The organism is Streptomyces sp. NPDC036815, assembly GCF_055609205.1.
Genome location: NZ_JBVJPW010000001.1, coordinates 137,281 through 150,300, shown reverse-complemented (window position 1 = coordinate 150,300; position 13,020 = coordinate 137,281). Strand labels below are relative to the sequence as shown.

Annotated in this window: 10 protein-coding genes and 1 pseudogene; 6 read left to right on the top strand and 5 right to left on the bottom strand. The window is 71.9% G+C overall.

Annotated elements, in window-relative coordinates; genetic code table 11:
- The first annotated feature begins 10 nt into the window (after positions 1–10).
- From ACZ69I_RS00760 to ACZ69I_RS00745, 4 genes and pseudogenes are all read left to right on the top strand, one after another.
- On the top strand, positions 11–1,486 hold the full coding sequence (locus tag ACZ69I_RS00760) for a GH1 family beta-glucosidase (protein ID WP_467669702.1): 1,476 nt from the start codon (positions 11–13) through the stop codon (positions 1,484–1,486).
- Positions 1,487–1,651: 165 nt separating this feature from the next.
- Positions 1,652–3,328, top strand: a complete 1,677-nt coding sequence (gene aspT / locus ACZ69I_RS00755; protein ID WP_467669704.1) for an aspartate-alanine antiporter — start codon at positions 1,652–1,654, stop codon at positions 3,326–3,328.
- Between the two features lie 3 nt (positions 3,329–3,331).
- Positions 3,332–5,035 (top strand): aspartate-alanine antiporter, encoded by a 1,704-nt coding sequence (aspT, locus tag ACZ69I_RS00750; protein WP_470829857.1) that lies wholly within the window; start codon positions 3,332–3,334, stop codon positions 5,033–5,035.
- Positions 5,036–5,110: 75 nt separating this feature from the next.
- Positions 5,111–6,748 (top strand): annotated as a pseudogene (locus ACZ69I_RS00745) (bifunctional aspartate transaminase/aspartate 4-decarboxylase); the annotation flags it as partial.
- A gap of 65 nt (positions 6,749–6,813) precedes the next feature.
- Here ACZ69I_RS00745 and ACZ69I_RS00740 read toward each other — a convergent pair.
- Entirely contained in the window at positions 6,814–7,863 is a 1,050-nt protein-coding gene (locus ACZ69I_RS00740) for a chitinase (RefSeq protein WP_470829856.1), read from the bottom strand.
- Between the two features lie 232 nt (positions 7,864–8,095).
- Between ACZ69I_RS00740 and ACZ69I_RS00735 the strand changes: the two genes are divergently transcribed.
- Positions 8,096–8,668, top strand: coding sequence for a CAP domain-containing protein (locus tag ACZ69I_RS00735; protein ID WP_470829854.1), 573 nt, complete (start codon positions 8,096–8,098; stop codon positions 8,666–8,668).
- Positions 8,669–8,684: 16 nt separating this feature from the next.
- Here the strand turns inward: ACZ69I_RS00735 and ACZ69I_RS00730 are convergent, their stop codons facing one another.
- Together ACZ69I_RS00730 and ACZ69I_RS00725 are read right to left on the bottom strand one after the other, a co-directional pair.
- Positions 8,685–10,073 carry a sensor histidine kinase gene (locus ACZ69I_RS00730; RefSeq protein WP_470829853.1) on the bottom strand — a complete coding sequence of 463 codons (1,389 nt, stop codon included), beginning with the start codon at positions 10,071–10,073 and terminating at the stop codon, positions 8,685–8,687.
- The gene (locus tag ACZ69I_RS00725; protein WP_470829852.1) at positions 10,070–10,774 is read right to left on the bottom strand and encodes a response regulator transcription factor; all 705 of its coding nucleotides are present in this window, start codon (positions 10,772–10,774) and stop codon (positions 10,070–10,072) included. The genes ACZ69I_RS00730 and ACZ69I_RS00725 overlap by 4 nt, the downstream gene beginning before the upstream one ends.
- A 120-nt stretch (positions 10,775–10,894) precedes the next feature.
- On the opposite strand from ACZ69I_RS00725, the gene ACZ69I_RS00720 reads away from it, so the two are divergent.
- Complete coding sequence (locus ACZ69I_RS00720; protein ID WP_470829851.1) at positions 10,895–11,437, top strand: hypothetical protein; 543 nt, start codon at positions 10,895–10,897, stop codon at positions 11,435–11,437.
- Between the two features lie 21 nt (positions 11,438–11,458).
- Here the strand turns inward: ACZ69I_RS00720 and ACZ69I_RS00715 are convergent, their stop codons facing one another.
- Both ACZ69I_RS00715 and ACZ69I_RS00710 read right to left on the bottom strand, forming a co-directional pair.
- Positions 11,459–12,319 carry a spermidine synthase gene (locus ACZ69I_RS00715; RefSeq protein ID WP_470829850.1) on the bottom strand — a complete coding sequence of 287 codons (861 nt, stop codon included), beginning with the start codon at positions 12,317–12,319 and terminating at the stop codon, positions 11,459–11,461.
- A 57-nt stretch (positions 12,320–12,376) separates the two neighbouring features.
- Complete coding sequence (locus ACZ69I_RS00710; RefSeq protein ID WP_470830628.1) at positions 12,377–12,829, bottom strand: hypothetical protein; 453 nt, start codon at positions 12,827–12,829, stop codon at positions 12,377–12,379.
- Positions 12,830–13,020: the final 191 nt, after the last annotated feature.

Genomic DNA, 13,020 nt, shown 5'->3' with positions numbered 1-13,020 from the left:
GAGCGCTCCTATGTCTCTGACCTCCGCGAATCCGACCTCCGCGAACGCCACCTTCCCGCCCGGCTTCCTGTGGGGCGCCGCGACCGCCGCGTACCAGATCGAGGGGGCCGTGCGGGAGGACGGCCGCACGCCCTCCATCTGGGACACGTTCAGCCACACGCCGGGCAAGGTGCTCGGCGGCGACACCGGGGACGTCGCCGTCGACCACTACCACCGGTGGCGCGACGACGTGCGGCTCATGGCGGACCTGGGCCTGTCCGCCTACCGCTTCTCGGTGTCGTGGTCGCGGGTGCAGCCCACCGGGCGCGGGCCCGCCGTCCAGCGCGGCCTGGACTTCTACCGCGCGCTCGTCGACGAACTGCTCGCGCACGGTATCCAGCCGATGGTGACCCTCTACCACTGGGACCTGCCGCAGGAACTGGAGGACGCCTTCCCCAGCGGCTCGGCGGCGGGCGGCGGCTGGCCGGAGCGGGACACCGCCTACCGCTTCGCGGAGTACGCGGGGATCGTCGCCGGGGCGCTCGGGGACCGGGTGGAGATGTGGTCGACGCTCAACGAGCCGTGGTGCAGCGCCTTCCTCGGCTACGGCTCGGGGGTGCACGCCCCGGGCCGCACCGACCCCGCCGCCGCCCTGCGCGCGGCTCACCACCTCAACCTCGCGCACGGCCTGGGCGCACAGGCGCTGCGCGACGGGCTGCCGCGCCGCGCCCGGATCGGCGTCAGTCTCAACCCCAGCGCGGTGCGCCCGCTCACCGCGTCGGCCGCCGACCAGGACGCACGGCGCCGGATCGACGCGCTGGCCAACCGGGTCTTCACCGGGCCCATGCTGCACGGCAGGTACGACGACGATCTGCTCGCGGACACCTCGGGCATCACGGACTGGTCGTTCGTCCTGGACAACGATCTGCGCACCGCCCACCACCCGCTCGATTTCCTCGGCATCAACTACTACGCCCCCTCCGTCGTGTCGGCCGCCCCCGCCGACGGCACCGGTCGGCCGCGCCCCGACGGTCATGGCGCGAGCAGCCACTCCCCCTGGCCGGGCGCCGACGAGCACGTCTCCTTCCACCGGGCGCCCGGTGAACTCACCGCCATGGACTGGCCGGTGGACCCGACCGGCCTGAAGGACCTCCTCCTCGAGTACACCGCTCAGGCCCCCGGGGTTCCGCTCTACGTGACGGAGAACGGGGCGGCCTACGACGACGAGCCCGACGCGGGCGGCACGGTCCACGACCCCGAGCGCATCCGCTATCTGCACGGCCACCTCGCCGCGGTGCGCGAGGCCGTCGCGGAGGGCGCGGACGTGCGCGGGTACTACCTCTGGTCGCTGCTCGACAACTTCGAGTGGGCGTACGGCTACAGCAAGCGCTTCGGCGCGGTCCACGTCGACTACGCCACGCAGGCCCGCACCCCGAAGTCCAGCGCCCACTGGTACGCGAAGGTCGTCGCGTCCGGCGAGCTGCCCCCGAGCACCGACCTGGACTGAGCGGGGAGCTCCTCCAGAGCTCGTCCGGCGCACGGAGCCCGACCGGAACACACGGAACCCGGCCGGGGCGCACGGAGCCGAGTGGCACGCCCCCACTCGGCTCCTTACGTTGCGGGTATGCGAAATATTGGACATTCCGCACCAGAACTGGCGTGGTGAGCGCCCGTGGGCGTTCTCCGCGATCACCCTGAGCTCGCGCTCTTCCTCTGCCTCGCCCTCGGCTACCTGGTGGGCAAGGTCCGCGTCGGGCCCATCGTCCTCGGCGGCATCTGCGGCACCCTGATCGTCTCCCTGCTTCTCGGCGCCTGGGCGAAGGTCACCGTCGCCGACGACGTCAAGACGACCTTCTTCGCGCTCTTCATCTTCGCCCTCGGCTACATGGCGGGACCGCAGTTCTTCGCCAACCTCAACCGCGGGAGCCTGCGCTTCTTCGCGCTCTGCGGGATCGAGCTGGTCTGCGTCCTGGCCATCGCGTTCGGCCTGGCCAAGGCCTTCGACCTGGACGTCGGCACCGCCTCGGGCATCCTGGCGGGCGCCGCCACCGAATCCGCGGTGGTGGGCACGGCCACCGAGTCCATCGGCAAGCTGAGCGGCCTCACCCCGGCGCAGGTCTCCGAGTACCAGGGGCACGTCGCCACGGCGTACACCGTCTGCTACCTCTTCGGCCTGATCACCATCGTGATCTACACCAGCCAGATCATGCCGATGCTGCTTCGCATCAATCTCCGGGACGCCTCGCGCGAGCTGTGGGACAGGATGCGCGGGGGCGGTGGTCTGGAGGACGACGAGCGCGAGGCGCTGCCCGGCACGGTCGGGCGCACCTTCCTGGTGACGGAGGCCGACGGCAGGACCGTCGGCGACCTGGAGAGCGAGCTCGACGGCCGGGTCACCGTCGAGGCCGTCAAGCGCGGCAGCAAGCTCCTCACACCGTCACCCGGCCTGGCGCTGACCCTCTCCGACCTGGTCCTCATGGTCGGCCGCCGCTCCAACGTCATCGAGGCGGGGCGCATCGTCGGCCCCGAGACCCCCGGCATCCCCGGCGTCGACACGCCCCTCGCCACCAGCCAGGTCGCCGTCACCGAGAAGGAGACGGAGGGCCGCACCGTCGACCAGCTGCAGCAGGCGCACCCCGAGTTCATCAAGGACGGCGTGTACGTCACCGACGTGCTGCGCGGCGATCAGCACCTGCCCGCGGCCGGCGACACGACACTGCACCGCGGCGACGTGCTCACCCTGGTCGGCGCCCGCTCCGGCCTGAACAAGCTGGTCGACAGGATCGGCGCCGTCGTGAAGAACGACGCCACGGACTTCGTCTATCTGGGCCTCGGCATCGCGGCGGGCTCCCTGCTCGGGCAGGTCGTCGTCACGTTCGGGGACGTCCCGATGTCGCTCGGCACCGGCGGCGGCTGTCTGATCTCCGGGCTGCTCTTCGGCTGGTTCCGCTCCCGCAAGCAGACCTTCGGCGCCTTCCCGCCGCAGGCCGCGAGCACCATCAAGGACATGGGCCTCGCGGTCTTCATCGCCTGCACCGGGCTGGTGTCGGGACCGCAGGCCTGGCCGCTCCTGAAGGAGTACGGGGCGCTGCTGCCGTTCGCCGGGATCGCCATGGTCCTCGTCCCCGCGACGATCTCCCTGATCGTCGGCAGCAGGCTCCTGAAGATCGAGAAGCCGCTGCTCATCGGCGCCATCGCGGGCCAGCAGTGCTCGACCCCCGCGATCACCTCCGTCACCCAGACGGCCCAGAGCTCCGTGCCGATGCTCGGCTACACGATCACGTACGCCCTCTCGAACTTCCTGCTGCCCCTGACCGGGCCGGTCCTCGTCGGCGTCCTGGGAGCGTGAGCCGTGATCGACTTCCTCGACCGCAACATCTTCCAGCCCCACCCGGAGCTGCTGGTCTTCATCACCGTGGCCCTCGGCTTCCTCTTCGGCAGGCTCCGCTACAAGGCCATCGCGCTCGGTGCCGTCACCGGCTGCCTGATCGCGGGGCTGCTGCTCGGCGCGCAGTTCGAGGTGACGATCGACGGGACGGTGAAGAACCTCTTCTTCACGATGTTCCTGTTCGCCCTCGGCTACAAGGTCGGCCCGCAGTTCTTCCGCGGCCTCAAGAAGGACGGCCTGCCCCAGGTCGTCAACGCCGTGGTCGTCTGTGTGACGGGCCTCCTCGTCTGCTGGGGCTTCGCGGCCCTGCTCGGCTACGGGCCCGGCCTGTCGGCGGGGCTGCTCGGCGGCGCGCTCACCCAGTCCGCCGTGATCGGTGTCGCGCAGGACGCCATCGGGAACCTGCCGGGACTGTCCTCCGGAGAGGTCAGGAAGGAGGAGAACCTCGTCGCCATCGGGTACGCGGTCTGTTATCCGCTCGGCACGATCCTCTGCGCGATGCTCCTCGCGAACGTCCTGCCCAAGCTGTACCGGAGGGACCTGGCCGCCGAATCGGCCGCGCTGGCCAAGGAGTTGGACGCCCCCACCGACAACCCCGACCTGAGCGAGGGGTACTACGAGGTGGTCCTGCGCGCCTACCGTGTCGAGCGGCCCGACATCGTGGGCCGCACCGTCGACGACTTCGAGAACCAGCAGAAGCAGCTGGGCCGCCGCCTCTACCTCACGGGGGTGCGACGGGACGGCGAGATCCTGCCGCACGACCAGGGCACCGTGCTGCGCGCGGGCGACGTCGTGGCACTGAGCGCGATCCGCGGCGACCTGGTCACCTACGACGCGCGGACCCACATCGGCGGCGAGGCCGACGACGTCGAGCTGCTCGGCTACCAGACCGAGTCCCTGCACGTCGTCGTCTCACAGAAGGCTCAACTGGGACGCACCATCGGCGAGTTGCGCGCCTCGCCCTTCATGGTCGGCGTCTACGTCGACAAGGTCTTCCGCTCCGGCTCCGCGTTCCCCTACCGGCTCTCCACGAAGCTGGAGCGGGGCGACACCCTGATCCTCGCCGGTCCCGAGCGGCTCGTGGACCCGGCGGGCCGGGAGATCGGCACGCCGGTGCCGACCTCGTTCGCCACCGACATGGTCTGGGTGGGGCTCGGCATCTTCCTCGGTGGCTGCGTCGGCATCCCCGCGCTGACCGCGGGCGGCGTGCCGATCTCGCTCTCCACGTCCGGCGGCGCGCTCATCATGGGCCTGGTCTTCGGCTGGATCCGCGGCAAGTACCCGACGTTCGGGAACGTCCCGCCCGGCGCCCAGTGGTTCATGGACACGCTCGGGCTCTGCCTGTTCGTGGCGGTCGTCGGCATCAACGCCGGGCCGAGCTTCACGAGCGGCCTGTCGACGGCCGGGTGGGGGCTGCTCGTGTTCGGCGCCGTCGCCACCGTGGTGCCGCTCGTCGTCGGCTTCCTCGTCGGCCACCACGTCCAGAAGATCCGCTTCCCGGTCCTGATGGGCGTCCTGGCGGGCGGCCAGACCACCACCGCGGCGATCGGTGCGATCAACGAGCAGTCCAAGTCACAGGTGCCGACGCTCGGTTACACGATCCCCTATGCCGTCTCCAACGTCCTCCTGACGATCTGGGGCGCCGTCATCGTGCTCCTCCACCACTGACACCACAGACACCACAGACGCCCCAGACACCGCCGACACCGCCGACGCGCAGGTTCCGCAACGTAAGGAAGCACCGTGCCCAAGAGCAGCATCTCCCGCGAGCAGATCCACGAGTACTCCCAGCTCTCCCCCTTCGAGCTCAAGAACGTCTTCATCGACCTGGCCCAGCGGGCGCAGGCCGACCAGCCGGGGCAGAAGGGCACGTCGTCGGTCCAGATGCTCAACGCGGGCCGGGGCAACCCGAACTGGGTCGCGACCGGCCCGCGCGAGGCGTTCCACGCGCTCGGCTACTTCGCGCTCTCGGAGTCGCGCCGGGTCTGGACCGCCGACAACCTGGGCGGCATGCCCGAACCGGCGGGCTCCGGCGAGCGGTTCGACACGTTCGTGCGCCGCCACCCCGACCTGCCCGGCATCGAGCTCCTCGAAAAGTGCGTCGCGCACGCCGTGGAACGCTTCGGCTTCGACAAGGACGCCTTCGTCCACGAGCTCACGGACAGCTCGATCGGCGACAACTACCCCGTACCGGACCGGATCCTGACCCACACGGAGCAGATCATCCGCGGCTACCTCGCGGACGAGATGTTCGACAAGAAGCCGCCGCCCGGCAATCTGTCGCTGTTCGCGACGGAGGGCGGCACGGCCGCCATGTGCTACATCTTCGACTCCCTCATGAAGAACGGCCTGTTGAGGAAGGGCGACAGGATCGCCCTGATGGTGCCGGTGTTCACGCCGTACATCGAGATTCCCGAGCTCGACACGTACGAGTTCGACGTCACGTACATCGAGGCGAACAAGTTCGTCGAAACGGGCGTGCGCGAGTGGCGCTATCCGCAGGAGGAGGTCGCCAAGCTCGCCGACCCGGACATCAAGCTGCTCTGCCTGGTCAACCCCTCCAACCCGCCCTCGCTCGCGCTGAGTCAGCGGGTCGTGGACCAGATCAAGTCCATCGTCGCCGAGGACAACCCGAACCTCGTCATCGTCACGGACGACGTGTACGGCACGTTCGTGCCGGGCTTCCGCTCCATCGCCGCCGACCTGCCGCGCAACACCCTGCTCGTGTACTCGTACTCCAAGCACTACGGCTGCACGGGCTGGCGGCTCGGCGTCATCGGGCTCCACGACGACAACGTCCTCGACGAGATGATCGCCGCGCTGCCCCGGGCGGAGAAGGACCGGCTCGACAAGCGGTACGGGACGCTGACCCTGGAACCCGAGAAGATCAGGTTCATCGACCGCCTGGTGGCCGACTCGCGGCAGGTGGCCCTCAACCACACGGCGGGGCACTCGCTGCCGCAGCAGATGATGATGGTCCTGTTCTCCCTCTTCGACATGCTGGAGGAGGGCCAGGCCTACAAGGAGAAGATCCGGGCGATCGTGCGCCAGCGGCTCGACCTGCTCCTCGAAGGCGTCCGGATGAAGATCAGCGACGACGACGAGCGGGCCGCGTACTACATCGAACTCGACCTGCTCGCCGAGGCGGAGCTGGAGTTCGGCGCGGAGTTCGCGGCCTACCTGGAGAAGACCTACGAGCCCATCGACCCGCTGTTCCGGCTCGCCGAGCAGACGGGTGTGGTGCTGCTCAACGGCGGCGGTTTCGAGGGCCCGCAGTGGTCGGTGCGGGTCTCGCTCGCCAACCTCGACGACCTGGACTACCTGAAGATCGGCCACCACCTGCGGCAGATCTTCAACGACTACGCCCAGGAGTGGCGGGCGTCGACGGCACGGACGGCGCCCCGGCCGGGTGGGGGGTTCCGGCCGGGGCGCGCGGGGAGAGGCGGCTACTTGAAGGCCGCGAAGGCCTTGGTGAACGCCAGCGGCGTCTGCTCGATCGAACTGCACGTCGGCTGCGCGGAGTTGGCGGCGCCGCCGGGGCAGGCCCTGTCGCGGGTCGAGGACCACATCGAGAGGCCGCCGAGCCCCTTCTTCCCGGCGAACCTCACCAGCTGTCCGGCGTCCTCGACCGTGAAGACCTCGGCCGCGACGTCGTTGACGCCGATCATCGGCGTGACGGCGACGGCCTTCCACGCGGCCGCGTCGGAGAGGCCGAGCGCGCTCTTGACCTGCTTCTGCGTGGCGGTGGCGGCCTGCTCGGCGTACGTTCCCATGTCACCGCTGTAGGAGGGGCCGTAGTCCATGGCCATGATGTTGACGGTGGAGGTCTTGACGCCGTTCTTCCTCGCGTTGGCGAGCAGGTCGACACCGGGCCGGGTCAGGCCCTCCGGCATCACGGGCAGCGTGAACGAGACATCCAGGCCGGGGTGTTGCTTCTGGAGCCGGGCGATCGCCTGGGCGCGCCGGGTGTTGGCCGCGGTGTCCGGCAGGGCGGCGCCCTCGATGTCGAAGTCGACCTTCGTCAGCTTGTACGCGTCGACGACCTTGCCGTACGCCGTGGCGAGCGAGGCGGCGCTGTCGCACTTCAGGCCCAGCTCGGAGCCCGCCGCGCCGCCGAACGAGACGCGGACGTCGCCGCCCTTGGCGCGCAGGGCGCCGATCTGCGAGGCCACCTTGTCGTCACCGAGGGCCCCGGTGCCGCCCCAGAGGGGCTCGCAGCTGCCGCCGGAGGTGATGAAGGCGAGGTTGAACTCCTTGACGCCGGTCTTCGTGGCGGTGTCCACGAGGTCGTAGGCGGGGGCGAGGGAGGTGTCCACGAAGGGGGCGAACCTGGCGGCGGCCTGGGCGGCGGGGGCCTTCTTCGCCGGGGCCGGGGCCTTGGTCGCGAGGGCCGTCCCGGAGAAGAGGAAGGCCCCGCCGCCGACGAGCGACGCGGCGACGAGCCCCCCTATGACCTTGGAACGGGTGCTCACCGTGCGCCGGTGCGTGCTGCTCATCGCGTGCCTGCCTTAGCTGTACGGGGGTGGGGGTGGGTGTTGCGTGGGGGTGGGTGTCGCGTGGGGGTACGGCAGCACGCTAGCCGCGCCGGGGACGACAAAACGGCCATGTGGGGCCCGGGTTGGGGATCTTAGGGTGCGCTTAAGGAAGGGATCGGGACCGGTTAAAGATCCGGCCCGTCGTACGCACGGCTCACGGCATGTGACGCCAGGTGAGAAAGGGAAAGGGAACATGACCGGAACGCGCAGAAGGACGTTCGGCCGGGGCGCCCGAGGATTCGTTCTCCTCGTGACGCTGCTGGCCTGCCCGCCCGCCGCCTGGGCCGCGCCGCCCCCGCCCGGCGGACCGCCGCCCCTCACCCGCACCCCGGACTGGCGGATCCCCCGGTGGCAGCTCCCCTCCTGGCGGCCTCCGTACCGCCCCGGCCCGTCCGCCGACGTGATCGACGAGGTGAACCGGCGTCGGGCCGCGGCGGGGTGTCCTGCCCTGCGGCAGCGGCCCGCGCTCGTCCGGTCCGCGCGGCGGCACAGCGCCGACATGTCCGACCGCGCGCGCCTCACCCACACCGGCGCGAACGGCAGCCGGCCGATCGACCGGATGCGGGCCGCGGGCTACCGCCCCCGGCAGGCCGGCGAGGTCATCGCGGCCGGTCCCGCCACCCCGCACGCCGCCGTCGGAATGTGGCTGCGCAGCCCGTCCCACCGGGCCGTGGTCCTCACCTGCCGCTACCGGGACGCGGGCGTCGGCGTCGTGCGCGGCTCCGGCGGACCGTGGTGGACCCTGGACCTGGGGGCCGGGCGCTGAGCCGGACTCCCGAGGCTCAGCCCGGGGTGGCCGTGCGCCTGCGACGGCGTACCGCGGCTCCGCGGTGCCCCCGCCGCCCCTCCCCCGGCCGGCGCGCGTCCAGCTGGATCCAGATGCGGACCTCCGTACCGCCGAGGACCGAGCTGCCGACGCGCACGTCGCCGCCCGTCGACTCGGCGAGGCGGCGCACGATGTCGAGGCCGAGGCCCGTCGAGCCGTCCTGCCCGGAGCCCGTGCCCCGGGCCAGCGCGGCCTCGGGGTCGGCGATGCCGGCCCCCGCGTCGGAGACCAGGACGATCACCGCGTCCTCGCCGCTGTGCAGGTCCACCGAGAAGGCGGTGCCTTCGCCCGTGTGCCGGAAGACGTTGCCGAGCAACGCGTCCAGCGCGGCGACCAGTTCGGGGCGGGCCACGGGGATCCGGACCGGGCGGTCGACGCCCGCCACCCGGACCTCGCGCCCCTCGTCCTCGGCGAGCGCCGACCAGAAGGCCATCCGCTCCCTGATCACCTCGGCCGCGTCGCAGCCGGTGCCGGGGCCGACCGTCGCCGTCTGCGGTTTGGCGTCGCGCGCGGTGCGGATGATCGTGTCGACCTCGCGCTCCAGCGTCTCGACCGCGGTGCGGGTCTGTTCGGCCGCGGGTCCATCGCCGAGCGAGGCCGCGTTCAGCCGCAGGACGGTCAGCGGCGTACGCAGCCGGTGGGAGAGGTCGGCCGCCAGCTCCCGCTCGTTGGCGAGGAGTTGGACCACCTGGTCGGCCATCGAGTTGAAGGCCACCGCGGCCAGGCGCAGTTCGGTCGGACCCTCCTCCGGCACCCGCGCCCCCAGCTTGCCCTCGCCGAGGTCGTGCGCGGCGCCCACCAGGCGCTTGGCGGGCTGGACCATGCGGACGCCGAGCCGGTCCGCGACCGCCACCGAGCCGATGACGAGCGCGATGCCGACGCCCGCGAGCACCAGCCACGCCGTGGTCACGCCGTTGCTGACCTCGGCCTCGGGCACGTAGATCTCCACGACGGCCGTGCCGGAACTGAGCGCGGTCGGCTGGAGGACCACGAAGCCGCCGGGGACCTCGGTGGTCCTGGCGCGGCCCTCCTTGCGGGTCGCCTCGACGGCCCGTGCCTCGGCCCTCGGGTCGCCGACCTCGAAGGCGGGGGCGCCGTCGACGGCCGGTACGTACACGGCCATCCGGCCCTCGCCGCCCGCCTCGGACGAGGCGACGGCCCGGTTGAGCTCACCGCGGTCGGTGGTGATGGAGAGCGTGGGGCCCATGCCCGCGCCGTGCCGTTCCGCGTTGGAGACGGCCCGGTCCCTGGCCATCTCCTTGACGACGAGGCCGAGCGGCACCGCGAAGGCGACCACGACCATCGTCGTGACGGCCAGGCACACCTTGACGAGGGCCCATCTCACAGCGGTGGCTCCGGCAGCGGCGGCTCCAGCTTCACGCCGACGCCGCGCAGGGTGTGGAGGTAGCGCGGACGGGCGGCCGTCTCGCCCAACTTCCGCCGCAGCCACGAGAGATGTACGTCGATGGTCTGGTCGTCGCCGTAACTCTGCTGCCAGACCTCGGCGAGCAGCTCCTTGCGCGGGACGACGACGCCGGGCCGCCCGGCGAGGAAGGCGAGCAGGTCGAACTCGCGGCGGGTCAGGTCGAGCCGTCCGCCGTCCAGTTCCGCCTGGCGCCGCAGCGGGTCGATGGAGAGCCCACCGACCTGGAGGACATCGCTCGGCGGCCCCTCGCCCGCGGGGACGCGCGCGCGGCGCAGCACGGCGGCCATGCGCGCCGAGAGGTGTTCCACGGAGAACGGCTTGATGAGGTAGTCGTCCGCGCCGTCGTTCAGGAGGCGCACGATCTCCGTCTCGTCGTCCCGGGCGGTCGCGATGATCACCGGTACGTCCGTGATGCCGCGCAGCATCTTCAGCGCCTCCGACCCGTCGAGGTCGGGCAGGCCGAGATCCAGGATCACCACGTCGAAACGGAAATGGGCGACCTCCCGCAGCGCCTCCAGGGCGGTGCCGACGCTGCGCACGGTGTGCGATGCCTCGGTCAGATGCCGGATGAGGGCGGAGCGTACGAACTGGTCATCCTCGACGACGAGCACACTTGCCATGGGCGGCACCGTACGCCATACGGCGGAACGCGGTCCTCCCTGGGACGCCCCCGCCCACCGGCCCGGGGCACGGATGCGCCACGGGACAGACGCACGGGACGTGGTGCAGTATGGCCCGCGATGCACAGAGGTCTCGTACACACGATCGCGTGGTCGTTCGCCACCGGCGCGGCGGTCACGCTGTCCTGGTGGGGCGTCCACACGGTGATGGCGGGCACCGCCTACGACCCGCCGCGCGCCCTGCCGCTCGCGGGCGACGACGGCGGTGCGGGCCGCGCGGATCCGCTCGCCTCCTCGACGCACCGCCCATCGTCCGCACCCACCGAAAAGCCCTCGAAGTCCCCGAAGCCGCACAAGTCCTCGGGATCGCCGAAATCGCCCGAACCCTCCAGGAAACACGCCGACAAGCCCACCTCGCCCCCGCCCACGAGTTCCAGCACCGGCACGGTGAAGAGCTACAACACCGATGGCGGGCGGGTCGTCTTCGACCTCTCCAAGGACTCCGCGACGCTCGTCTCGGCGACTCCGGCGGCGGGCTGGTCGGTGCAGACGTGGAAGCAGGACAAGTGGATCCGGGTGGAGTTCACCGGGGGCGCGGCCCACGTCTCGGTCTTCTGCACCTGGCACGACACGGCGCCGCGGGTGGACGTCGACACGTACTGATGCGTACGGGCCGGGCCGCCGTCAGCGGAAGACCGAAGGCGGCGGTGCGGGCGAGGCGACCGCGCCGGCGTCCGTGACCGCCGCGGCCCCGCCGCTGAAGTCCGTGAGCCCCCGGCCGTGTTCGACCCTGCCGGGGTGCGGGTCGCCCGCGCAGCGGCGGGTCAGCTCGGCGACGGGCAGCGCCCGCTCGCAGCCGAGCAGTACGGCGTTGCCGAAGCGCTTGCCGCGCAGCACCGCCGGATCGGCGACGAGGGCGAGTTCGGGGAAGAGCGCGGCGGCGGTGGCTATCTGTCCGCGCAGGTGCGCGAGGGGCGGGCCGTCGGCGAGGTTGGCGGCGTAGAACCCGCCGGGCCGCAGCACCCTGCGTACGTCGGTGAGGAATTCCGTGCTGGTGAGGTGCGCGGGGGTGCGTGCCCCGCTGAAGACGTCGGCGACGACGAGGTCCGCCCAGCCGTCGGCGATCTTGGCGAGGCCCTCGCGGGCGTCGGTGCCGCGCACCCGTATGCGGGCCTGGGGGTCGAGCGGCAGTTCGCGGCGGACGAGCCGGACGAGCGCGGCGTCGCGCTCGACGACCTGCTGGGTGGAGCGGGGGCGGGTCACGGCTATGTAGCGGGCGAGGGTGAAGGCGCCGCCGCCGAGGTGCAGGGCGTGGACCGGTTTGCCGGGCGGGGCGACGAGGTCGGCGACGTGGCCGAGCCTGCGCTGGTACTCGAAGGCGAGGTGTGCGGGGTCGTCGAGGTCGACGTGCGACTGCGGGGCGCCGTCCACGAGCAGGGTCCACGCGCGCGGTCTGTCCCGGTCGGGCATGAGCTCGGCGAGTCCGCCGTCGACGTTCTCGACGACGGCCTCCCGCGCTTCCCGCGACCGCTTGTTCCTTGCCATCCGGCCATTATCGGCCGACGCGGTCCCGGCGGCCCGGCGGCAGGGGGCGCGGGGTGCTCAGCGGCAGTTGTCGGCGGCCTCGATGGTGCGGGCGGCCTGGCCGAGCGCGGCCCGCAGGACGGCCGGGTCGGTGACCGGGTCCGTCTCGCCGTCCGGCGGGAGCAGCCAGCCGGTGCCCGCGACCGGGGGGGCGGGGACGACGGGGCCGCCGGGGCCCGGCACCGGCTCCGCGTACACGCTCAGGCCGCGTCCGAAGGTCTGGGTGCAGGCGCTGCCCGGCAGGTCCCAGCCGTCGGCGGTGCCGGGCGGCACCAGGAAGCCGAGGGTGTCGCAGCTCCCGTCGTGCAGGACGGGCCCGACGGTGTCGCCCGCGCCCCGGCGCAGGATGTCGACCGCTTCGAGGCCCTGTCTGGCCGGGACGGTGACGAGGTCGCAGCACTCGTCGTCGCAGGGGGCGGGGCCGGGCGGGGCGCTGCTGTCCTGGGTGGGCCGGTGCCGTGCGGTCGTCAGGGATGCCGGGGACGCGTCGTGCGCCGGTGCCGGGTGTGCGCCGCTCTTCGTACGGGAGTCGCTGTTCGCCGTGCCGATCTCCAACAAGGGGACCCCTCCTCGCCAGTGCGGGCTCCGCCTGGCTCCCGCTCCTCGTGGTTCAACGCGCGGCGGCGTCAACAGGCACTGCGGCACGCCGCCGCAAAGGATGG

What these genes read in the sequence shown, in the direction of transcription:
- ACZ69I_RS00760 (WP_467669702.1), top strand. Translation starts at nt 11, where the DNA reads ATGTCTCTGACCTCCGCGAATCCGACCTCCGCGAACGCCACCTTCCCG.
- ACZ69I_RS00715 (WP_470829850.1), bottom strand. Translation starts at nt 12,319, where the DNA reads ATGGCAAGGAACAAGCGGTCGCGGGAAGCGCGGGAGGCCGTCGTCGAG.
- ACZ69I_RS00725 (WP_470829852.1), bottom strand. Translation starts at nt 10,774, where the DNA reads ATGGCAAGTGTGCTCGTCGTCGAGGATGACCAGTTCGTACGCTCCGCC.
- ACZ69I_RS00720 (WP_470829851.1), top strand. Translation starts at nt 10,895, where the DNA reads ATGCACAGAGGTCTCGTACACACGATCGCGTGGTCGTTCGCCACCGGC.
- ACZ69I_RS00735 (WP_470829854.1), top strand. Translation starts at nt 8,096, where the DNA reads ATGACCGGAACGCGCAGAAGGACGTTCGGCCGGGGCGCCCGAGGATTC.
- ACZ69I_RS00740 (WP_470829856.1), bottom strand. Translation starts at nt 7,863, where the DNA reads ATGAGCAGCACGCACCGGCGCACGGTGAGCACCCGTTCCAAGGTCATA.